Source organism: Pseudonocardia nantongensis (assembly GCF_046546495.1).
In the GTDB taxonomy this organism is placed as follows: domain Bacteria; phylum Actinomycetota; class Actinomycetes; order Mycobacteriales; family Pseudonocardiaceae; genus Pseudonocardia; species Pseudonocardia nantongensis.
The window spans coordinates 196,539-217,722 of record NZ_JBKGXT010000003.1 but is presented as its reverse complement, the minus strand read 5'-3'; the positions used below and the strand labels follow the sequence as shown (position 1 = coordinate 217,722).

Below are 21,184 nucleotides of genomic sequence, written 5' to 3'. Positions count from 1 at the left end.
CCGGGTCCGGCTACCCGGCCGTGCCCCGGGGCTGCGGCAGATTTTCGGATCCGGATGCGGCGCGCTCCAGCCGAAACGTCGAGTACGTGACGCTCACGCCGTCCTGCGTCAGGCCCCGCGAGGCAACGACCCGAGATCGTAGGCCGGACCGATCGGCCAGGCCCAGGACATGGTCCTGGTCACCCGAGGTCCCGAAGAACATCAGGATGCGCCCGCCCGGACGAAGCCGTCGATCCACACCGTCGAAGAACCGAGCGACGCCCCGGTATCCCTCGTCCGTCGCCGCCGCCTCGGTGATGTCGCGAGGCGCGAACCAGCGAAAGGGCGGATCAATGATCATGAGGTCGAACGTCCCGTCGACAGCGGAGTAGATGTCGCTGACCTCGAACCGGGCGTGCACGTCATTGCGGTCCGCGTTTTGCCGGGCCGCATCGACCGCGGCCGGATTGAGATCGACGCCGACGACCTCGGCGCCCTGGCGAGCGGCGAGGATCGCATTCACACCGGATCCCGTGCCCATGTCCAGGACGCGATCGCTCGGACCGGCCTCTGCCAGGACGGCCCGCCCGAGCAGATCCGAGGTCGGGGTCGGAGCGAACACCGTCGCAGGCACGAGGAGGTCCAGCCCGAGATAGGACACCCGGCGCTCGCCGGCCGCAGCCAGCTCCCCGTAGGCACGCTCGTGCCAGCGCTTCAGGTCCTGCACCCGGCGCTCGGACATCGTGGGGCGGTAGGCCACGCCCCGAGGCTAGGAACGACCGCAGGCCGAGGAACAGCAGGGCCGTCCGATCTCGGCCCAACAGGCCCCGGTGTCCGTTGACCATGACGACGGTTCCCGGCGTCCCGGCTCAGGACGAGCGCAGCGCGGTGTCCAGCGTCTTCATGAGCTGCCCGAGCTGCGGCATCGCCCGCGGCGTGTGCCGCGTCCGTCGCGGCCCCGGTGGACGCCCCCTTCGCGGCACGGTGCGCGTCCAGCACGGTGACGCGTTGCAGCCTCGATCGTTCGGTGCCGTCGACGAAGATCCACGCGGCGTCGATCGCGGCGCGTGGACGCCGGTCCTCCGGATGCCGTTCCTCGAAGAGCGGCAGGACCGCCTCGGCCCTCTGCACCGCGTAGCGGGCGACGACCCGCAGGTCGTCCATCGTCAACGCGACATGGCCCGATCCGCGCCACGTCCTCATCGTGGCAGCACGGCGCCGCCCCCACGACACTCCACCGGCGCCATCCGTGGTCAACCGCCGGGCCACGAAGCAGAATGCCGGAGTCGCCACGACGGCGGCCGGACCGGGGAGCGCCGTGCACACGAAGATCGACCTGAAGCGCGAGCTCGACTGTTACCGGGCCCGCCGGTACACGCCCCGGATCGTCGAGGTTCCGGACCTGCGGTACCTGATGATCGACGGTCACGGCGATCCCAACACCCGGGCGTTCGCCGACGCGGTGTCGACGCTCTTCCCGGTCGCCTACGCCGTGAAGTTCGCGAGTCGCCGCGAACTCGGCCGGGACTACGTCGTGATGCCGCTGGAGGGCCTGTGGTGGTCCGACGACATGGCGACCTTCACCGTCGACCGGGACAAGTCCCGGTGGGACTGGACGCTGATGACGATGCTCCCCGACTGGATCACCGACGGCATGGTCGCCGACGCCGTCGCGCGGGCCGGGGCGAAGCAGGGCCCGGCCCGGCTCGACGACCTGCGGCCCGGGACCCTCTCGGAGGGCTTGTGCGTGCAGGCACTGCACGTCGGACCCTTCGACGACGAGGGCCCGCTGCTGCGCCGGATGCACGAGGAGGTGGCCCCGGATCACGGCCTCGAGCTGACCGGCAAGCACCACGAGATCTATCTCAGCGACCTGCGCCGGGTCGAACCGGCGCGCCTGCGGACGATCCTGCGCCAACCGGTCCGGCCCCGCTGACGCCGGCGGTCAGGACTCGCGCGCGTAGTCCTGCAGCGCAGGCTCCCGAAGCACCCGCGGGCCCACGGTCAGCTGCTCCGCGGCCGTCGTCGCCAGCTGCGCGAAGTCGGTCGGGAACGTGACGGGGTCGACGCCCGGCTGGAACGGCTGCAGGCACACCGCACGGTCGACCCGCGCCGGGTCGGCCGGTCCCTCGTGGTCCAACGCGTCGATCACCAGGTCGTAGGCCACAGCGTCGCTGGTCCCGATCGTCAGGTGGTCGGCCGGACGGGCGGGGCAGACCGACTGCAGCGAGATGTTCGCGACGTTGTCCCCGCCGTCGCGCAGCGCCGAGCTCGCCGGCGGCGCGGCGTCCGGCAGCCCTTCCGGCGGTAGCCCGGGCGGGAGCGTCACGTTGGGCACGACGACCTCGTCGAAGTCGGTGCTCGCGACGGTGTAATCCACCTCGTCATAGGTCTCGCGGCCGGCGTTCAACGCGGCCAGGAACTCCGAGTCGATCTTCTGCTGCTGGATCGCCGGCGAGCAGCCACCGGCCGTGCACACCCCGTTCGCGACGACCGTGCCGTGGTTCGACGGCGCCAGCCCGATCACGTCGTCGACCCGGTCCCGCAGGTCGGGCCAGTACTTCAGGCCCCAGCGGGTGATCATGCCGCCCTGGCTGTGCCCGACGACGTCGATCGGCCGGTCGGCCTCGTCGGACATCGTGCGGACCGCGGAGACGACGTACTCGGCGGCGATCTGGATGTCGCCACCGGCGTTCTGCGGGAGCTCGACCGTGCAGAACGGCCGGTTCTCGGCGGTGAAGGCCGGGATGTAGTTCCAGGAGAACTCCTCCGGCGTCAGCGTGGTGCCCGGGATCAGCAGGACCGGGGACCTCTCCGCCCCGGCCAGATCTCCCCGGCAGCTCAGGCTCTGCGCCCGCTCCTGCTCGGCGACCTGTAGCTCCGGACCCGCCTCGGCGGCCGACGCCGTCGCCACCGGCAGTCCGATCCCGAGGGCCACCACCGCGGCCAGTGCCGCCGAACGCGCCACGTTGCGCATCGATCCTCCTCCGTCGATCGCAGTGATCAACGAGAGTCGCGGCGGGCGGGTACGCGGGGCCTCGTCCGGGGGACGATGGGCGGCATGACGGTGCTGCGCTCGATCGTGCTGTTCGTCGTGGCCGCGCTCTGCGAGATCGGCGGCGCGTGGCTGGTCTGGCAGGGAGTGCGCGAGCACCGCGGCTGGATCTGGATCGGGGCCGGCGTGCTCGCGCTCGGGCTCTACGGGTTCGTCGCGACGCTGCAGCCGGACGCGAACTTCGGCCGGATCCTGGCCGCCTACGGCGGCGTCTTCGTCGCCGGCTCGCTGGCCTGGGGCATGGTCCTCGACGGCTTCCGCCCGGACCGCTACGACGTCACGGGCGCGCTGCTCTGCCTCGCCGGGGTCGCCGTCATCATGTACGCACCGCGCACGGGCGCTACCTGAGACTCCCATTTCGATCACGCACCGTAACGGTTGGCCCGTTCCCGGATTTACTCTCGTCGTTCTTCGAACCGATTCCGCACGACCGCTCGAAGGAATGAGTGCACGGTCGCCGGGAATCGCCCGCCGGCCCGACGATCGAGGAGATCCCGATGTTGCGTTCCGTTCGACGGGTAGCCGCCATGACCACGATCGGCCTCGTCACCGTGGCCGCGGGCGCGCTGGGCGCCGGCGTCGCCGCCGCCCAGGAGACCCCGCCCCCGATCGCGATGATCTCGAACCTGACCGGCGAGTCCACCTCGGTGAAGCTCGACAGCGGGTTCACCGGCGCCCTGGAGTCCCTCGGCGTGACTCCGGCGCCGTTCGGTGACGCCTCGATCGCCGACGGGGCCGCCTCGTTCCCGATCACCGGCGGGAACGTCTCCGTCTACAAGCCCGAGGAGGTGCTCCCCTACGTCCAGGGCAGCATCGAGCACCAGGGCAGCGGCCTGACCCTGACCAAGGGCGACACCGAGGTCACGCTGGACAACTTCGTCATCGACCCGGGCGACCCCGCGGTCCTCACCGGCCGGGTCCGCGCGGGCGGCGAGACGGTCGCCGAGTCGACCACCCTGTTCGACCTGAACGGCTCGACCCTGAAGCCGATCACGATGGACGAAGCGGCCGGGACCGCGACGCTGACCGGCACCACCGTCACCCTGAACGCCGGCGCGGCCGAGGCACTGAACGGCGCGTTCAGCACCGACGCCCTGGCAGGCGGCACGGTCATCGGCGTCGCGACGATCGTCGTGAACACCACCAGCGGCGACATGCCGATGCCGCAGGGCGGCGTGGAGACCGGCGGTGGCGCCACCTCCGGCACCGACGCCGGCCTGCTCGTGGCCGGCGGAGTGCTCCTGATCGGCTCCGCGACGATCGCCGTCGCGGTCCGCCGCCGGTCCGGCTCGCAGGGCTGAGCCCTCCCCCGATGCCCCGGCCACCGCACGGTGGCCGGGGCACTCCCCTCCTCGGAACGGAGCCGGCCCGATGCCCGCACGGACCCCACGGCGCACGATCGCACTGCTGGTCGCGGCCGCGCTCGCGGTCGCGGGCGGCGCGCTGGTCGTGCTGGCCGGTCCCGGTTCCGGTACCGGTCCGCCGGCGCCGGTGGCCGCCGGCGCACCGGTCCCGGGCGTCGTCGGCACCGTCCGGGACGGCGCCCGGCCGGACGGTGCGGTCCTGCCGCCCTCGCCACCGGTGTCGATCTCGATCCCCTCCATCGGGGTGGAGTCCGTGGTCAACCAGGTCGGGCTCGCGCCGGACGGCACCCTCGAGGTCCCGGCACCGGGACCGCGCTACGACCAGGCCGCCTGGTACCGCGGCTCCGCCGCCCCCGGCTTCCGGGGCCCGTCGGTGATCCTCGGGCACGTCGACTCGGCCACCGACGGCCCGTCGGTCTTCTACGAACTGGGACGCATGCGGGCCGGCCAGGAAATCGTCGTGGAACGGGACGACGGAATCACCGCGACCTTTCTGGTGGACGCCGTCGAGTCCTTTTCCAAGGACGCGTTCCCGTCACGCACCGTGTACGGCGCTGCGAATCGGGCCGAGCTGCGCCTGATCACCTGCGGGGGTTCGTTCGACGCCGCGGCGGGTAGCTACCGGGACAACACGGTCGTCTTCGCCCACCTGGTGTCCGGGCGCCGCGGCTGAGCCCGGCGCCGGCGGTATCGGTCACCATCACGGGGCCCGGCGCCGCCGTCTGCGCCATACTGGCGGCGGACCGCCGAGAGCGGCGGCCCCCCGGACGAGACGCGCCGTACCCGGAACGCCAAGACGACGCCCCGCCTGCCGCAGGCGGGACCGGTGACCGCATCCGGAGGTGCGTCGTGGCGTGGATCTACCTGGTCGTCTCGGGTCTGTTGGAGTCGGTGTGGGCTGCGGCCCTGTCCCAGAGCCGCGGGTTCAGCCGGCTCGGCCCGTCCGCCCTCTTCCTGGTGGCCCTGGCACTGAGCATGGGCGGCCTCGGCCTGGCGCTGCGCGAGCTGCCCGTCGGGACGGCCTACGCGGTGTGGGTCGGTATCGGCGCGGTCGGCACCGCCGCCTACGGCATGGTCGCGCTGGGCGAGCCGGCCACCACGGCCCGGATGCTGTGCCTGCTCGCGATCGTCGCGGGTGTCGCCGGGCTGAAGCTCGTCAGCTGACGGCCCCGGGAAACAACCACGGGGCCGGGAACGACGACGGGGCCGGCCCCGGATCGTCCGGTGCCGGCCCCGTCGCCCGGGGAGCCCCTTACTCGAAGGGACCGTTGACCAGCAGCCCGCCGAGGGGGCCCTCGACGAAGCGCGGGTCGGCCTGCGGGAGCTCGCTGTCGGTTCCGTTGACCCCGTCCGGGCGGTTGCTCGGGGAGTAGCGGTCCGCCGCGTCGACGGCCCCGTACGCGGCGGTATCGCCCGTCGCGCCGACCGCGTCGACGGCCTGGGTCGGGCTCTGGGTACTGGGGTAGCCGTGCTCGCCGTCCTCGGCGGCGGCGGCCATGCCGGCCAGCGGGAACGCCACGGCGCCCATGGCGCCGAGGGCGATCAGCGACCGGCGCATCCGGTTCCTCATCGAATAGTCCTTCACATCGGGAGCGGTGTCCCGTGCGGCGTCCTGCCGCACGTCGGTGAGCCCATGGCCCCGTGAGTGGTTGTCGCGGTCGGGGCCGCGGACAACCACTCACGGGCGCGGAGCGCCTCACATGTTGTCGGCGCCGGCCTTGATCGCCTCGCGGATCCGGTTGTAGGTCCCGCACCGGCAGATGTTGCGGATCTCGTCCAGCGCCTCGTCGTCGATGTCGAAGCCCTCCTCCTGGGCCCGACGCACCAGTGCGACCGCGGCCATGATCTGACCCGGCTGGCAGTACCCGCACTGCGCGACGTCGTTGTCGATCCACGCCTCCTGCATCGGGTGCAGGGTGTCCCCGTCGGCCAGGCCCTCGATCGTCGTCACCTCGTCGGAGTCCTGGATCGCGCCGACCGGCACCGAACACGGGTTGAACGCCTTGCCGTTGATGTGGCTGGTGCACGCCTTGCACACGTTGATCCCGCAGCCGTACTTCGGGCCCGTGACCTTGAGCAGGTCCCGGATGACCCAGAGCAGGCGGACGTCGTCCTCGACGTCGACGGTGACGGTCTCGCCGTTGAGCGTGAAGGTCTGGGTAGGCATCAGTGATCTCCTCCTGATCAGCGCGCGAGCTCGAGGCCGTTGGTGGGCGACGGCGGGATCGGCGGGACGACCGGGTACGGCTCGAAGGGCAGCGGGTCCTTGTGCAGGATCGGGAAGTACTCCGGCACCTCACCGGTGGCCCGGGCGTACGCGCAGGCGATCGCGCCGCAGGTCGCCGCCACACCGAACTCGCCGGCACCGCCGGGCTCCGGGGCCTCCGAGTCCTCGATGAGGACGATGTTCATCTCGGGCGGGGTGTTCCACTGCCGGGTGTAGAAGTAGTTGTCCCAGCTGGCCTCGATGAAGTGCCCGTCGTCGAGGTGCAGGCTCGAGGTCAGCGTCATCGCGATGCCGTCGTTGATCCCGCCCATCATCTGCGCCTCGAGACCGCGCGGGTTGATGATGAGGCCGACGTCGACGACGTAGGTCACCTTGGTCACGCGCGGCCCGGTGCGGGCCGAGCGGATCTCCCGGTTCACCGTCTCCGGCCGGCAGTCCAGCTCGACGACGGCGCAGGCGATGCCCTTGTACTCCTGGTGGATCGCGATGCCCTGGGCCATGCCCTCGGGCATCGACTTGCCCCAGTCCGCCTCCTCGGCGGCCCGGTCGACCACCTTCTTGAAGCGGTCGAGCTTCACGAACTCCGAGCGGAACTCGTAGGGGTCCTTGCCCAGCTGCGCGGCGACCTTGTCGATCATCAGCTCGCGCGCGGTCGCCGTGTCCGGCGAGTAGATGTTGCGCATCGAGCAGGTGTTGAACCGCATGTCGACCTCGTTGAGCAGTGAGGTCGCCACGCCGACGTTGTACGGGTTCGTCTGGGTGGTGACGTAGATGCTCTGCGAGATCGTCAGGTTTCCCAGCGGGGCCTTGGTCGCCGCGGCGGTGATCGCCTCGCCGAGACCCGGGTTGAGCTCGGAGGCGACGCTGGTGTGCCGGATCTCGAAGCTCGACACCGTGTCGCCGGAGACCTGGGCGCGGACCCGGCAGGTGGCCATCGGGTGCACCCGGCCCTGGCGCGAGTCGTCCGAGCGGGTCCACATCAGCTTGACCGGCTTGCCCATCGCCTGCGAGACCTGGGCGGACTCCTCGGCGGCGTCGAAGAAGAGCTTGCGGCCGAACGAGCCACCGCCCTCGGTGACGTGGAAGGTGACCGCGTTCTGCGCGATGCCGAGCTTCTTCGCGATCTCGGCCTGCGCGGCGATCGGGTTCTTCGCCGGGCCCCAGATCTCCGCCTCACCGTCCCGGACGTCGGCGATCGCGCTGTTGGTCTCCAGCGCGGAGTTGCTGCGGAAGTAGAAGGTGAAGTCGCCCTCGACGGTCTCGCCGGTCACCTGCGGGACGGCCAGCGGCAGCTCACCCTCGCGCAGCTTCTCCAGCACCGACTCGTCGTTCTCGCCCTCGACCGTGCCGCCGTCCCAGTCGACGTCCAGCGCGTTGACGGCGTCGACGGCCTGGCCGTAGGTCTTCGCCCGGACGGCGACCCCGGTCGGGACCTGCTCGACGTCGGTGACGCCCGGCATGTTCCGGACCTCGTCGATGTTGTTGACGCCCTGCGGGGCGGAGTTGAGGTTCGGCCCGCGGCAGATCACGGTCGGCAGCGCGTCCGGGATGTCCAGGTCGGTGAGGAACTTCTTCTTGCCGGTGACCATCGCCCGCGCATCGGACTTGGTCCTCGACTTGCCGATGACGGTGAACTCCTCGCGCGGCTTGAGGACCACGTCGACGGCCTCGTCCACCGGGCTCGCGGCCGCCTCGGTGAGCTCGCCGAAGGGCAGCTCCTCGCCGTTCATGCCGGTGATCAGACCGGTCCGGCTGGTGAGCACGGCCTTGTCCTGGCCCAGCTCGGCCGCGGCTGCGTCGAGCAGCCGGCCCTGGGCCAGCGCGGCGGCGACCCGGATCGGGGTGTAGGTGGAGAACGTGGTGCTCGACCCGCCGGTGAGCTGGTTGAACACCAGCTCCGGCCGGGCGTCGGCCAGCGTGACGACGACCTGGTCCGGATCCAGGTTCATCTCCTCGGCGATGATCATCTGCGTCGAGGTGATGATCCCCTGGCCGTTCTCCGAGCGCGGCAGCGCGAACGAGACGGTGCCGTCCCGGTTGACCTCGATCCGGATCAGGTTCGCGGTCGGCCGGGCGGCGTCGCGGATGACGTCGAGCAGGTCGTAGACCTCGGCCGGAAGCGGCGGCGACGGCGTCGCCGCGGCGTTCGCGACCGGCGCACCGTCGAACAGGGCCTGGCGTCCGACCTCGGCCGCGACGACCAGAGTCGGGGCGGCGACCAGGTAGCCGAGGAAGCGGCGACGGCTGACGTTGCTGCGTCCGAAGCCGGGCTTGTCGCCGTCCGGGCGCTCGGGGGCGGGGGCGCGGTGAGCGGGCATCGTTGTCCAATCCGAGTGCTGCGCGATGCACGGCCGCCACCGGACCGCAAGGGGGAGCGGGTCCGGAGCACGGCGGCTGTCTGCGCGGGCAACGACGCGCCTGGTTCGACGGATACGCACCGGTAGCTTCGGAGGACGTCGACAGTTCTCCGCGGCACCCCCGCCGCGGATTACGATGATTTGCAGGTCAACAAGTTGCGACTGAGGCAGACCTCACCCGCAGATGCGGAAAACACGCCGGTCCTGCTTCCGCATGACCTGAGTTGCCTCGCTTTCGACGAGACCACCCGTTCGGGTCATTCAGGCAAGAAGGTCGAACCGGAAGTCCGCGTCGTCCGTAGTGCTCGGTCCCGAGCAGGCCCCGATCTCACCGGCGCCCGGCCCGCAGGAGCCGCACGAAGGTCCACGGCAGCACGACGAGCACCCCGATCACGCCGAGGACGACCGCCGCCACGCCGAGCGGGCCGATGCCACCACCCCCCGACATCAGGTAGCCGACGGTCAGCGGCACCATCGGCACGACGACGACGGCGGGCCACACCAGCGTGCCGAGCCACTTCTCGCCGGTCGTCCAGGCCCGGCCGGTCCACAGCATCACGACGCCGGCCAGCCAGCCGAGGACCGGCAGCACGAAGCCGCCGAGCATCAGCATCAGGACGGTCAGGACCGGGTAGGCGTCCGGGTCGGTGCCGGTGGACCGGGCCGCGGGCTGGTGGCCGGTGGTCATGGTGGTCATCTCCGAGCTCCTTCCGAGGTACTGGAGCCAGCCTGCTCGACGACGGCGCCCGGCACATCGGACCGCGGGTGGATCCGGCTCGCGTCGCGGGTCGCCCCCCGGTCGGACGGCGCCAGTCCGCGACGGTCGGCCTGCCCCGGAGATCGCACGGGTTTCCGTCGTGCACACGGGGCCCGATCCCGTGTGCACGACGGAAACCCGTGCCGATCGGGGCTGCGGCGGGGATCCACCCCGGAGACGACGGACGCCGGGCCCCTGTCGGGAGCCCGGCGTCCGGTGTGGCGGTAGCGGTGGGATTCGAACCCACGGAGGCGTGAACCTCACGCGCTTTCGAGGCGCGCTCCTTTGGCCGCTCGGACACGCTACCGCCGGGAAGGCTACTAGACGGCTTCCGCACTTCCGGGCGCCGGGGGTCCGGCCCGGTGCCCGGCGAAGAACCCCTGCAGGAGCCCGGCGGCCTCGCTCGCCCGGACTCCCCCGACGACCTCCGGGCGGTGCGCCAGGCGCCGATCCCGCAGCACGTCCCAGAGCGATCCGGCGGCGCCGGTCTTCGGCTCCCAGGCCCCGAACACCACCCGGGACACCCGGGCCAGGCCGATCGCACCGGCGCACATCGTGCACGGCTCGACGGTGACGGCCAGCGTGCTGCCGTCCAGCCGCCAGGACCCCACGACGGCCGCGGCCGCCCGCAGCGCCAGCACCTCGGCGTGCGCGGTGGGGTCGCCGAGCGCCTCGCGGGCGTTGCACGCGGCCGCCAGTTCGGTGCCGTCCGCGGCGAGCAGGACGGCGCCGATCGGGACGTCACCGGTGGCGGCCGCCTCGCGCGCGACGGTCAGCGCGCGGCCGAGTGCGGCCTCGTCGACGGCGGAGGGTCGGGTCACGCCGGGCTCAGGAGTTGACGACCTCGTCCAGCTGACCGGCGAAGCCGCAGCGGCCGGCGATCGTGTCGAGCTGCTCGTCCGGCCACAGCTCCAGGTCGCCGACCAGGACCTCCAGCTCGTCGGAGGGCAGCCCGAGGTCGGACAGGATGCCGAGGTCGCCCTCCGGCCACGGTTCGTCGAGCACGTCCTCGTCCGGCGGGAGCTCGACCCGCAGCAGGTCCAGCACGTCGGCGGCGACGTCGTAGTCCAGCGCCGCGCCGGCGTCGGAGATCATCAGCCGGACGCCGCCCGGGGACGGGCGGAGCAGGACGAAGAACTCGTCGTCGACGTCGAGCAGGCCCAGGATCGCCCCGGTGGAGCGTTGCGAGCGCAGCGCGGTGATCGCTGCGTCGAGGTCGACCAGGGTGACCGGGTCGAGCGCGACGCAGCGCCACTTGCCCTCCTCCCGGATCGCGGCGACCGCGAATCCGGGCAGGGCGGCCTCCCGGGTGTCCGGGGCGGCCTCGACGCTCTGGGTTGGCACGAGGACCACGGTACGTCCCCCAGCTGCTGTGGGCCACGCCACAACCAGGTATGCATGGTCACACGTCGGCGAGTGCAGCGTGCGGAGCGAGTATCGGCACCGAGCGCAGCGTGCGGAGCGAGTATCGGCACCGCTGGTCGCCCGGCGGGTGCCGGTGGGCGACGATCGGTCCATGCCGATCACTCCCGCGTCCGTCGCCGGGCTGCCCGGCGACCTGCTGGCGGCAGCCCGGACCCTGCAGCCCCGCACGGTCGCACTGCGTCGCGAGCTGCACCGGCATCCGGAACTCGGGCTGGAGCTGCCGCGCACCCGCGACGCGGTGCTGCGCGCGCTGGCGGACCTGCCGCTGACCGTGCACCGGGGCACGACCTGCAGCTCGGTGGTGGCCGTGCTCGAGGGTGCGCGTCCCGGCCCGACGGTACTGCTGCGCGGGGACATGGACGCGCTGCCGCTGCCCGAGGACACCGGGCTGGAGTTCGCCTCCGGCGTCGCGGGGGCGATGCACGCCTGCGGGCACGACGCGCACACGGCGATGCTCGCCTCGGCGGCCCGGCTGCTGGCCGGGTACCGGGAGCGGCTGGCCGGGCGGGTGCTGCTGATGTTCCAGCCGGGCGAGGAGGGCTTCCACGGCGCCCGGTACATGCTCGAGGAGGGGCTGCTCAGCGGGCCCGCGGGCGAGCCGGAGCTGGCCTACGCGCTGCACGTCTCGTCGACCGTGCCGAGCGGCGGGCTGCACCACCGGCCCGGCCCGATCATGGCCGCGGCCGACCTGCTGCGGGTGACGGTCACCGGTCGCGGCGGGCACGCCTCGGCGCCGCAGGACGCCTGCGACCCGGTCCCGGCCGCGGCGGCGATGGTGGGCGGGCTGCAGACGGTGCTCACCCGGCGCGTCGGGCCACACGACCCCGCGGTGCTGACGGTGGCCCGGATCGAGGCCGGCACCACCGACAACGTCATCCCGGAGACCGCCGAGCTGACCGGCACGCTACGGACGCTCTCCGAGCCGGTGCGGTCCCGGCTGCACGACGACATCACCCGGCTCTGCCGGCACGTCGCGCTGGCCCACGACTGCACCGCCGAGGTGACGATCGAGCCCGGCTACCCGGTCACGGTGAACGACGACGCCGCGTCCGACGCGCTGCGCCGGGTCGGGCAGCGGGTCCTCGGCGCCCGTGCCTGCGTCCCGATGCCGACGCCGCTGATGGGCTCCGAGGACTTCTCCTACGTGCTGCAGAACGTGCCGGGCGCGCTCGCGTTCCTGGGCGCCCGGCCGCCGTACGTGGATCCGGCGACCGCGCCGCCGAACCACTCGAACCGGGTGGTCTTCGACGAGGCCGCGTTCCCGGCCGGGGTCGCGACGTACGCCGGGCTGGCGCTGGCCGCGACCGGCTGACCCGGCCACACGACGACGGCGGGCCCGGCACGTGGCCGGGCCCGCCGTCCTCGGGCTCGATCGTGGGATCAGGCCGCGGAGCCCTCCGCGGGGGCCGTGCGGCCGTAGCCCTTCCAGTTTCGCTGTGCGTAGGCAGCCAGGGCGGTGGTCACCGCCAGGCCCACTCCCGTGCTCGCGATGATCGACATGAAAACGGTCGCCATGACGGCTTCCTCCTCACCAAGGGCACGCGCCGAACCGGTGACCGGGTCCGGATGACCCGGGCGGAGTGCGGCGCTTGCGGTCCTCGACGCTGTCTGCGCCCACCAGCGACGATCCCACTCGCGGCGGTGTTTGCCCTCCCCGCACGGAGACCTCCCGGAATGATTCGCATCACAGCCGCCGGCTCGCCCGAAGAGCGGTTCCGAGAACCGTTGACTAACGTTTCCCCGACACCATCGAAAGAAAACGGACACATCGTCACGGACCGGCAGTTTCGTCGCGAAAGGTTCGGTCGAGCGGTATCGGCAGGGGGTTCGACGTGGACGACGCAGCAGGTGGGCCGCCCGAGGGGGTGACCGTGACCGAGCCGGCCACCATGCGGCGGGCGGTCGCGGCGGCGGCGGTCGGCAACATCACCGAATGGTTCGACTTCGGTGTGTACGGCTATCTGGCCACGACCATCGAGGCGCAGTTCTTCCCACCCGGCCCTTTGGCGAAGGTCGCGGTGTTCGCGACGTTCGCGGTCGCCTTCTTCGTACGGCCGCTGGGCGGCCTGTTCTTCGGTCCGCTCGGTGACCGCATCGGCCGGACCAAGGTCCTGTCGCTGACGGTGATCATGATGGCGTTCGGGACGTTCCTGATGGGACTCATCCCGTCCTACGCCACGATCGGCATCGCGGCACCGATCCTGCTGGTCTGCGCCCGCGTGGTGCAGGGCTTCTCCACCGGTGGCGAGTACGCCGGCGCGATGACCTTCATCGCCGAGTACAGCCCGGACCGCCGGCGCGGCTACTTCGGCAGCTTCCTGGAGCTCGGGACGTTCGTCGGCTACGCGTTCGGCGCCACGGTCGCCTCGGTGCTGCCGCTGGTCTTCAGCGAGGACTTCATGTCGAGCTGGGGCTGGCGGATCCCGTTCTTCGTCGCGCTGCCGCTGGGCATCGTCGGGGTGTACCTGCGGGTGCGGCTGGAGGAGACCCCGGCATTCCAGACCCTGCTGTCGGAGTCGGAGGCCCGCGAGGGCACCGAGGTGAAGAACGGATTCCGGCTGATCTTCACCAAGTACCTGCCGACGTTCGTGATGGTCGGTGGCGTGGTCGTCGCCTGGAACGTCACGAACTACATGCTCACCAGCTACATGCCGACCTACCTGGAGGACGACGTCGCCGCCAACGGCGGGACGGCGATCGACTCCACCACCTCGGCCTGGTTGCAGATCGCCGTGCTGTGGGTGGCGGTGTTCGTCATCCCGCTGCTCGGGCGGCTGTCCGACCGGGTCGGCCGCAAGCCGATCATGTGGACCGGGGCGGGCGGCCTGATCGTCCTGGGGCTGCCGATGATCCTGCTGCTGCAGACCGGCTCGGTCCCGACGGTGCTGCTGGGCCTGGTGCTGATGGGCGGGCTGCTGATCTGCTTCTCCTCGACCAGCCCGTCGACGCTGCCGGCGGTGTTCCCGACCGAGATCCGCTACGGCGGCCTGTCGATCGCGTTCAACCTCTTCGTCTCGGCGTTCGCCGGGACGGTCTCGCTGGTCATGAGCGCCCTCGTGCTCGCCACCGGCGACCTGATGTGGCCGGGCTACTACATGATCGCGGCGGGCGTCGTCGGCGTCGTGACGCTCTGGTTCCTGCCGGAGACCAACGGCAAGCCGCTCCGCGGATCCCAGCCCTCGGCGTCCGACGTGGAGGAGGCGCGCGAGCTGGCCCGCGCCGGGCGGCACTGACGCGCTCTCCGCAGCACCGCCGCCCGGTTCTCGACGCGAGGACCGGGGCGGCGGCACGCTGGGCCCGTGATCACCCTCCCCGATCTGCTGCGCGCCCTGACCTCCGGGGAGCTCTCCCCCACCGAGCACGTCGACGACGTCCTGGATCGGCTGGCCGGCGATCGGACGAACTGCGTGGTCACCCTCGACGCGGACCGCGCCCGCGCCCGGGCCGCCGAGCTCACCGCGCTGTCGGCCCGCGGGGAGCGGGCCGGGCCGCTGCACGGCGTCGCCGTGGGGATCAAGGACCTGATCGACGTCGAGGGGCTCCCGACCCGCTGCGGGTCCCGGATCCTCGACGACGCCCCGCCGGTCGCCGCCGACGCCCCGGTGGTCGCGCTGCTGCGGGCGGCCGGCGCTGTGATCGTCGGGAAGCTGCACACGCACGAGTTCGCCTACGGCCCGGTCGGCGACACTGCCGCGACCGGGCCGGCCCGCAACCCGCACGACCTCACCCGGGTGACCGGCGGGTCGTCGTCCGGGTCGGCCGCGGCCGTCGCGGCGGGGCACCTGGCGCTGGCGGTGGGGACCGACACCGGGGCCAGCGTGCGCACCCCGGCCGCGCTCTGCGGCGTCGCCGGGCTCAAACCGCGCCGGGGCGCGCTGCCCGGGACCGGCGTGTTCCCGCTGGCCGAGTCGTTCGACACGGTCGGCCTGCTCGCCGCGGACGCCGCCTCGCTCGCGCTCGCCCGGGCCGCACTCGACGGGCCGGAGCCGGTCGCCGCCGCACCGCGGATCGGGCTGGCGACCGACGGCTGGTGGCGCCCGCACGACCCGGTACTCACCGGCGCCGTCCGGACCGCCGCCGACGCCCTGGCCGGACTCGGCCTGCCGGTGGACGAGGTGGACACGCCGGGGATCGCCGAGCTGGCCGCGACCTACCCCGTGATCACCGGCGCGGAGGCCTACGCGACCCACCGGGAGTGGTACGCGACCCGGCGCGAGGAGTACCAGCCGGCCACCCTCGACCGGCTCGCTCCGCATGCCGAGGCTCCGGCCCACCGCTACGTCGACGCCCGCCGCACCCGTGACCGGCTCGCCGCGTCGCTGCTGGACCACGTGGGCGCCCGTGCCGACGTGCTGCTGTGCGCCACCACACGGCTCCGCGCGACGCCGATCGGCACCGACGAGGTGGACGGCGTCGGGGTGCGGCCGTCGATGCTGGAGCTGACCTCGCCGTTCAACCTCACCGACCGGCCGGTGGTGGCGCTGCCGGTCCCGGTCCCGGGCCTGCCCGCGGGGATCCAGCTGGTGGGGGTCACCGTCGACGAGGACGTGCTGCTGGCTTTGGCCGGCGTCCTCGAAACAACCCTCGCCCCGAAGCCCGAGAGCCACGTCGTGGAGCCATAGCACGCTCTCGAGGCCCCCACCGGCGCGTCGTGGAGCCATAGCGCGCTCTCACAGGCCTCGCCCGGTCGGTGCTACGGCTACAAAACTGTTAACAATTTTGCTAACGTCCTGTCGCGATCCGACGCCCCGGTCGCTCGTCAACGGGAGGGCAAGTCTTGATCATCGACTGCCACGGGCACTACACCACCGCGCCGCAGGCGCACACCGCGTGGCGGACCGACCAGCTGCAGGCCTTCCTCGACGGGACACCGGCACCGGCCTACCCGGTGATCGGCGACGAGGAGATCCGGGAGAGCATCGAGACCAACCAGCTCCGGCTGCTCCGCGAGCGCGGCGCCGACCTGACGATCTTCTCCCCGCGCGCCTCGGCCATGGCCCACCACCAGGGCGACCTGCGGATGAGCACCGACTGGGCGCGGGCCTGCAACGACCTGATAGCCCGGGTGGTGGCGCTGTTCCCGGACTCGTTCGCGGGCGTCTGCCAGCTCCCGCAGGTCGACGGTGAGCCGCTGGACGCGGCGATCGCCGAGCTGCGCCGCACGGTGGACGCCGGGTTCGTCGGGCTCAACCTCAACCCCGACCCGAGCGGCGGGCGGTGGACGTCACCGCCGCTGACCGACCCGTACTGGTACCCGCTCTACGAGGCGATGTGCGAGCTGGACGTGCCCGCGATGGTGCACGTCTCGGCCAGCTGCACACCGGTCTTCCACGCCACCGGCGCGCACTACCTCAATGCCGACACCACCGCGTTCATGCAGCTGCTGCAGGGCGACCTGTTCGGCACCTTCCCGGAGCTGCGGCTGATCATCCCGCACGGCGGGGGCGCGGTCCCCTACCACTGGGGGCGCTACCGCGGGCTGGCCGACATGCTCGGCCGGCCACCGCTGTCCGAGCACCTGATGCGCAACGTCTTCTTCGACACCTGCGTCTACCACCAGCCCGGCATCGACCTGCTGCTGGATGTGATCGACGCCGGCAACGTGCTGTTCGGCTCCGAGATGGTCGGCGCGGTACGCGGGATCGACCCGACCACCGGGCACCACTTCGACGACACCAAGCGTTACGTCGACGCCGCCGACCTCACCGACGCCGAGCGCGCGCAGGTCTTCTCCGGCACCGCGCTGCGGGTCTATCCGCGGCTGCGGGAGCGGCTCGCGCGCTGACACGCCACCCCGCAGGATGGCACCACAACGCGTGTCAGAGACGCCACCACCAGCGTTGAGGCTCCACAACGCGCGCCGGGGACGCCGCTACCAGCGTTGAGGCTCCACAACGCGCGCCGGGGACGCCGCTACCAGCGTTGAGGCTCCACGACGCGGGTCGGCGCGGATCCGACCTCGGGCAGGGTCTCGACCACGCTGCGCAGGTGGGCGCGCATGGCCTCCTCCGCCCGGTCCGGGTCCCCCGCGCACAGCGCGTCGATGATGGCCAGGTGCTGGGGCAACGACACCGACGGCCGCCCCGGGTGCATCGCGAGCCGGAACTGGTGGCGCACGTTCTGCCCGCGCAGCCGCTCCAGGATCCGGCCCGCGGTGCGCTGCTCCCCTGCCTCCCGGACCAGGGCGTGCAGCTCACGATTGCGCTCGGAGTAGCCCAGCAGGTCCCCGGCCGACACCGCATGCTCCATCGCCGCGCCGATCCCGCGCAGCCGGGTGCGGTCGTCGTCGGAGAGCCGGGTGGCAGCCTTGGCGGCCAGTAGCCCCTCGAGGACCATCCGGACCTCGGTGATCTCGACGGCCTCGTCCAGCGAGATCGCCCGCACCCGGGCCCCGCGGTTCTGCATCCGCTCGACGAGGCCCTCGCTGGTCAGCTCCAGCAGGGCTGCCCGCACGGCGGCCCGGCTGGCCCCGAACTGCTCGGACAGGTCTGCCTCGACCAACCGCTGGTTGGGCGCGAACTCGCCCTCGGAGATCGCCGCACGCAGGGCGTCGACGACGGCGACCGGCCGCTCCGGTCCCCGCTCGGCAGCTGACGTCATTGTCGACAACCTCCGCGACAGGATCGGTGACAGTATCGATCCCACGATAGCCGCGGCCCGCCGGCGCCCGGCACGACGCGGGGTGCTCCGGCATGCACACCGGTGTCAGCGCGCACGGGGGTCAGTGCGCACGGGAGTCAGTGCGCACGGGGGAACGCCCGGCCGTCGAACAGCGGGCGCGCCGTGCGGATCACCGTCGAGCGGTCGACCTGCGGCCCCGCCGTCCCGCCGGAGAGCACGACGTCGACCTCCAGCGAACCGCTCGGGTGTTCCACCGCGAACGGGTGTCCCGCCGCCGGCGGTACGCACAGCTCGTGCCCGACGGCGCCGTCGAGCAGGGTCGCGGTCACCACGCCGACGGCGCCCAGGACACCGATCGACGGGTGCGGGCGGACCGGGATGAACGTGCGGGTCGCGATCGCCCCGCCGGCCCGGGGTGCGGACACCGGCGTGGTCTTCGGGACCGACGAGCCGCAGACGTCCCCCAGCCCCATCCGGGCACCGGCCTCGGTGCGCAGCGCGTCGATCCGTGCGGTCAGCGCGGTGTCCGCGGCGAGGTCGGCGACCGGCTCGGTCCCGGCCAGGCCGAGGTCGTCGGCCCGCACCACCACGACCGGCATGCCGTTGTCGATGCAGGTCACCCGCAGGCCCGCGATCTCGTCGACCACCCGGCCGGTGGGGAGCAGGGCGCCGCACACCGAGCCCTCGGTGCCGACGAAGTCCAGTGCCACCGGCGCCGCCGTCCCGGGAACGCCGGCGATCGCGGTGTCCCCGCCGTACTCGACCCGCCCACCGGGGGTGGCGAACCGGGAGACCGCGCCCGCCCCGGTGTTGAGCATCCGGACCCGCACCGCGGTCTCCTGCGGGCCGGGCTCGACCAGACCCCGCTGCACCGCGAACTGCCCGACGCCGGCGAGCAGGTTCCCGCAGGTCTGCCGGTCGGACACGGTCGCCTCCTCGATCCCGACCTGCAGGAACAGGTAGTCCACGTCGTAGCCGGGGTCGGTCGATCCGGACACCACGGCCACCTTGCTGGTGACCGGCACCGCGCCCCCGAGGCCGTCGATCTGACGCGGGTCGGGGCTGCCCATCAGCCGCAGCAGCAGGTCGTCGCGCTCGGCCGGGTCCGCGGGCAGGTCCTCGGCCAGGAAGAACGCCCCCTTCGACGTCCCCCCGCGCATCAGCAGGCACCGGACGCCGCCGGTCACGACGGGTCTCCCGACGCGGACACGTACCGCACCCCGAGGTCGTCGAGGACGGTGCGCAGCCCATAGCGGTCCAGTCCGAGCTCACCCGCCTGGAACGCCCGGCGGGTGGCCTCCTCCTTCGCCAGCCGGGCCTCCGACGCCTCCAGCGCCTCGGCAACCCGTCCGCGCGGGACGCAGACCACGCCGTCGTCGTCGGCGAGGATCGCGTCGCCCGGGTGCACGATCTGGCCGCCGAGGACGACCGGCACGTTCACCGCGCCGGCGGTGGCCTTCACGCTGCCCTGCGCGCTCACCGCCGCCGACCACACCCCGAAGCCCATCGCCCGCAGGTCCGCGACGTCGCGCACGCCGGTCGTGGTGACCAGCCCGCGGACACCCCGGTGGGCCAGCGCGGTCGCGAACAGCTCGCCGAACAGGCCGTCGCTGCACGGCGAGACGGTGGTGACGACCAGCAGGTCGCCGGGCCGGCACTGCTCGACCGCGGCGTGGATCATGAGGTTGTCCCCCGGCCAGCACTGCACGGTGACCGCGGTGCCGCCGGTTCGCACGCCGTCCTGGATCGGCCGCAACCCGGGCCCCAGGTAGCCGGTCCGGCCCAGCGCCTCGTGCACCGTGGCGACGCCGTACGCGGCGAGCGTCTCGACGTCGGCGGGCTCGGCGCGCGGCGGGTCGGTCACGACGACCTTCGTCGTGGGGGTCGGGGTCGGTCCTGTCATCGGGGCCTCTCTCCTCGGGTGGGCCGGCACGGGCCGGCCGGGTGGTCGCGTCCGGGTCGTCGTCGGGCGGGTCGGGCCTGCGGGTCAGGTTCCGGCCGACGCCGGGCTCGTGGCGGCCGACCGGCGCGGACGCGTCCGCGGGCCGAACAGGGCCAGCACCACGGCGCCGACGGCCCAGACGCCGGCGATGAACAGGAACACGCTCTGGTAGCCCGAGCCGTTGTAGAGCGCGGCGATCACCAGCGGGCCGGCCGCGTTGGACAGCCGGCCGATGCCGTAGGCGACCCCGGTGCCCAGCGAACGGCCCCGGATGTCGAACAGCTCCGGCGAGTAGGCGTAGGCCAGTGCGGTGTAGCCGCGCTCGACCAGGTTGACCAGGAAGCCGAACACCACGATCAGGATCGGGTTGAACGTCAGGCCGTACAGCAGGCCGCAGGCCGCGATCACCAACCCGAAGATCACCAGCAGCCACTTGCGCTCGAAGCGGTCGGTGACCACCGCCGCCAGTAGCGACCCGAGCGGGGCCCCGATCGTGGTCAGCGCGATGTAGAAGATCGAGTTCTCGACGCTGAAGCCCTCGTTCGCGAGCAGCGTCGGGGCCCAGCTCGAGTAGCCGAAGAACCCGATCGTCTGGGTCACCCAGAGCACCGTGAGCACCAGCGTCGGCATCAGGTAGCGACGCTGCAGCAGCGCACTCAGCGGCGCGCGGCTCACCGTCACACCGGTGCCCGGGGCCGGCGGGACGGGCTCGGGCAGCGAGCCGTGCTCGGCCTCGACCCGCTGCTCGATCGCGCGCAGCGCCGTCTCCGCCCGCTCGGGCTCGCCGCGGCCCTCGTACCAGCGCGGCGACTCCACGAGCCCGCGGGCGAAGAACAGGAACGCGATCCCGAGCGCGCCCCACACGAAGACCAGCCGCCAGGACCAGTCGGTGAGCGGGACGACCGCGCTGGCGATCAGGTTGGTCACCGGGGTGCCGCAGATGCCGATCACGATCGCGTAGGCCTGGTACCGGCCGCGCACGGCGGCCGGGAAGATCTCGCTGACGTAGATCACCGCGACGACCGTCATCGCCGAGAGCCCGGCCGAGGTGAGCACCCGGCAGACCCCGAGCGAGACGATGTCCCAGGTGAAGGCCGAGGCCATCGAGAAGATCGAGAAGTAGACCGTCGTCCCGATCAGGGCACGCCGACGCCCCACCCGGTCGGCCAGCCAGCCGGCGATGATCGAGCCGACGAACATGCCGAAGAACGACAGCGAGGTCACGTAGGCGACCTGGTCGATGGTCACGCCCCACAGCGAGACCAGCCGGGGCGCGGTCGTGGCGAAGCTGTTGATGTCGGCGAACTCGAAGAAGTACGCGAACGCCACGGCCACGAGCGTGACCTTGTGGAATCGGGAGATCGGGAGCCGGTCGAGCCGGTTCGCCGCGTTCGTCTGCATGACGGAACGCCCTTCGTCGTCGAAAGGAGTGAGTCGAACGGAGTGCGGTCGGAAGG

At 72.4% G+C, this 21,184-nt stretch carries 23 protein-coding genes, 1 tRNA gene and 1 riboswitch; of the genes, 9 read left to right on the top strand and 15 right to left on the bottom strand.

What is annotated here, in order from left to right:
- Positions 1-10 precede the first annotated feature (10 nt).
- Positions 11-739 carry a methyltransferase gene (locus ACLFMI_RS04805; RefSeq protein WP_410946502.1) on the bottom strand — a complete coding sequence of 243 codons (729 nt, stop codon included), beginning with the start codon at positions 737-739 and terminating at the stop codon, positions 11-13.
- Positions 694-1,143 (bottom strand): putative immunity protein, encoded by a 450-nt coding sequence (locus ACLFMI_RS04800; protein WP_410946501.1) that lies wholly within the window; start codon positions 1,141-1,143, stop codon positions 694-696. Before ACLFMI_RS04800 ends, ACLFMI_RS04805 begins: the two co-directional genes overlap by 46 nt.
- A 154-nt stretch (positions 1,144-1,297) precedes the next feature.
- On the opposite strand from ACLFMI_RS04800, the gene ACLFMI_RS04795 reads away from it, so the two are divergent.
- Complete coding sequence (locus ACLFMI_RS04795; protein ID WP_410946500.1) at positions 1,298-1,915, top strand: GyrI-like domain-containing protein; 618 nt, start codon at positions 1,298-1,300, stop codon at positions 1,913-1,915.
- A gap of 9 nt (positions 1,916-1,924) precedes the next feature.
- Here ACLFMI_RS04795 and ACLFMI_RS04790 read toward each other — a convergent pair whose 3' ends face one another.
- Positions 1,925-2,956 (bottom strand): lipase family alpha/beta hydrolase, encoded by a 1,032-nt coding sequence (locus ACLFMI_RS04790; protein ID WP_410946499.1) that lies wholly within the window; start codon positions 2,954-2,956, stop codon positions 1,925-1,927.
- A gap of 84 nt (positions 2,957-3,040) precedes the next feature.
- On the opposite strand from ACLFMI_RS04790, the gene ACLFMI_RS04785 reads away from it, so the two are divergent.
- The 4 genes from ACLFMI_RS04785 to ACLFMI_RS04770 all read left to right on the top strand — a co-directional run bounded on the left by ACLFMI_RS04785 (position 3,041) and on the right by ACLFMI_RS04770 (position 5,562).
- Positions 3,041-3,382 carry a YnfA family protein gene (locus tag ACLFMI_RS04785; protein WP_410946498.1) on the top strand — a complete coding sequence of 114 codons (342 nt, stop codon included), beginning with the start codon at positions 3,041-3,043 and terminating at the stop codon, positions 3,380-3,382.
- Positions 3,383-3,561: 179 nt separating this feature from the next.
- The gene (locus tag ACLFMI_RS04780; RefSeq protein WP_410946497.1) at positions 3,562-4,335 is read left to right on the top strand and encodes a hypothetical protein; all 774 of its coding nucleotides are present in this window, start codon (positions 3,562-3,564) and stop codon (positions 4,333-4,335) included.
- Positions 4,336-4,405: 70 nt separating this feature from the next.
- The gene (locus ACLFMI_RS04775; RefSeq protein ID WP_410946496.1) at positions 4,406-5,071 is read left to right on the top strand and encodes a class F sortase; all 666 of its coding nucleotides are present in this window, start codon (positions 4,406-4,408) and stop codon (positions 5,069-5,071) included.
- 76 nt (positions 5,072-5,147) lie between these two features.
- Positions 5,148-5,204, top strand: a riboswitch (guanidine-III (ykkC-III) riboswitch).
- Between the two features lie 43 nt (positions 5,205-5,247).
- The gene (locus ACLFMI_RS04770) at positions 5,248-5,562 is read left to right on the top strand and encodes a DMT family transporter (RefSeq protein WP_410946495.1); all 315 of its coding nucleotides are present in this window, start codon (positions 5,248-5,250) and stop codon (positions 5,560-5,562) included.
- Between the two features lie 88 nt (positions 5,563-5,650).
- Here the strand turns inward: ACLFMI_RS04770 and ACLFMI_RS04765 are convergent, their stop codons facing one another.
- The 7 genes from ACLFMI_RS04765 to ACLFMI_RS04735 all read right to left on the bottom strand — a co-directional run bounded on the left by ACLFMI_RS04765 (position 5,651) and on the right by ACLFMI_RS04735 (position 11,083).
- Positions 5,651-5,968, bottom strand: a complete 318-nt coding sequence (locus tag ACLFMI_RS04765; protein ID WP_410946494.1) for a hypothetical protein — start codon at positions 5,966-5,968, stop codon at positions 5,651-5,653.
- A 126-nt stretch (positions 5,969-6,094) separates the two neighbouring features.
- Complete coding sequence (locus ACLFMI_RS04760) at positions 6,095-6,565, bottom strand: (2Fe-2S)-binding protein (RefSeq protein WP_410946493.1); 471 nt, start codon at positions 6,563-6,565, stop codon at positions 6,095-6,097.
- Between the two features lie 17 nt (positions 6,566-6,582).
- Complete coding sequence (locus ACLFMI_RS04755) at positions 6,583-8,943, bottom strand: molybdopterin cofactor-binding domain-containing protein (protein WP_410946492.1); 2,361 nt, start codon at positions 8,941-8,943, stop codon at positions 6,583-6,585.
- Between the two features lie 367 nt (positions 8,944-9,310).
- On the bottom strand, positions 9,311-9,679 hold the full coding sequence (locus ACLFMI_RS04750; protein WP_410946491.1) for a hypothetical protein: 369 nt from the start codon (positions 9,677-9,679) through the stop codon (positions 9,311-9,313).
- A gap of 279 nt (positions 9,680-9,958) precedes the next feature.
- A tRNA-Ser gene (locus ACLFMI_RS04745) sits at positions 9,959-10,046 on the bottom strand.
- A 13-nt stretch (positions 10,047-10,059) separates the two neighbouring features.
- The gene (locus tag ACLFMI_RS04740; RefSeq protein WP_410946490.1) at positions 10,060-10,560 is read right to left on the bottom strand and encodes a nucleoside deaminase; all 501 of its coding nucleotides are present in this window, start codon (positions 10,558-10,560) and stop codon (positions 10,060-10,062) included.
- 7 nt (positions 10,561-10,567) lie between these two features.
- Positions 10,568-11,083, bottom strand: a complete 516-nt coding sequence (locus ACLFMI_RS04735; protein WP_410946489.1) for a tRNA adenosine deaminase-associated protein — start codon at positions 11,081-11,083, stop codon at positions 10,568-10,570.
- Positions 11,084-11,255: 172 nt separating this feature from the next.
- Between ACLFMI_RS04735 and ACLFMI_RS04730 the strand changes: the two genes are divergently transcribed.
- On the top strand, positions 11,256-12,476 hold the full coding sequence (locus ACLFMI_RS04730) for a M20 metallopeptidase family protein (protein WP_410946488.1): 1,221 nt from the start codon (positions 11,256-11,258) through the stop codon (positions 12,474-12,476).
- Positions 12,477-12,544: 68 nt separating this feature from the next.
- On the opposite strand, the gene ACLFMI_RS04725 is transcribed toward ACLFMI_RS04730, so the two are convergent.
- The gene (locus tag ACLFMI_RS04725) at positions 12,545-12,679 is read right to left on the bottom strand and encodes a hypothetical protein (RefSeq protein ID WP_410946487.1); all 135 of its coding nucleotides are present in this window, start codon (positions 12,677-12,679) and stop codon (positions 12,545-12,547) included.
- 374 nt (positions 12,680-13,053) lie between these two features.
- Here ACLFMI_RS04725 and ACLFMI_RS04720 point away from each other — a divergent pair, with 374 nt between their 5' ends.
- From ACLFMI_RS04720 to ACLFMI_RS04710, 3 genes are all read left to right on the top strand, one after another.
- Positions 13,054-14,397: an MFS transporter gene (locus ACLFMI_RS04720; protein ID WP_410946623.1), complete on the top strand. Its 1,344-nt coding sequence runs from the start codon at positions 13,054-13,056 to the stop codon at positions 14,395-14,397.
- Positions 14,398-14,463: 66 nt separating this feature from the next.
- Positions 14,464-15,786 carry an amidase gene (locus tag ACLFMI_RS04715; RefSeq protein ID WP_410946486.1) on the top strand — a complete coding sequence of 441 codons (1,323 nt, stop codon included), beginning with the start codon at positions 14,464-14,466 and terminating at the stop codon, positions 15,784-15,786.
- A 155-nt stretch (positions 15,787-15,941) separates the two neighbouring features.
- Positions 15,942-16,949 (top strand): amidohydrolase family protein, encoded by a 1,008-nt coding sequence (locus tag ACLFMI_RS04710; RefSeq protein ID WP_410946485.1) that lies wholly within the window; start codon positions 15,942-15,944, stop codon positions 16,947-16,949.
- Between the two features lie 128 nt (positions 16,950-17,077).
- Here the strand turns inward: ACLFMI_RS04710 and ACLFMI_RS04705 are convergent, their stop codons facing one another.
- The 4 genes from ACLFMI_RS04705 to ACLFMI_RS04690 all read right to left on the bottom strand — a co-directional run bounded on the left by ACLFMI_RS04705 (position 17,078) and on the right by ACLFMI_RS04690 (position 21,128).
- Complete coding sequence (locus tag ACLFMI_RS04705) at positions 17,078-17,764, bottom strand: GntR family transcriptional regulator (RefSeq protein WP_410946484.1); 687 nt, start codon at positions 17,762-17,764, stop codon at positions 17,078-17,080.
- A gap of 137 nt (positions 17,765-17,901) precedes the next feature.
- A complete protein-coding gene (locus ACLFMI_RS04700) occupies positions 17,902-18,972 on the bottom strand; it encodes a 4-oxalomesaconate tautomerase (RefSeq protein WP_410946483.1) in 1,071 nt (356 codons plus the stop codon).
- Positions 18,969-19,688, bottom strand: a complete 720-nt coding sequence (locus ACLFMI_RS04695; RefSeq protein ID WP_410946482.1) for a 4-carboxy-4-hydroxy-2-oxoadipate aldolase/oxaloacetate decarboxylase — start codon at positions 19,686-19,688, stop codon at positions 18,969-18,971. The genes ACLFMI_RS04700 and ACLFMI_RS04695 overlap by 4 nt, the downstream gene beginning before the upstream one ends.
- Before the next feature lie 84 nt (positions 19,689-19,772).
- On the bottom strand, positions 19,773-21,128 hold the full coding sequence (locus tag ACLFMI_RS04690) for an MFS transporter (RefSeq protein ID WP_410946481.1): 1,356 nt from the start codon (positions 21,126-21,128) through the stop codon (positions 19,773-19,775).
- Positions 21,129-21,184: the final 56 nt, after the last annotated feature.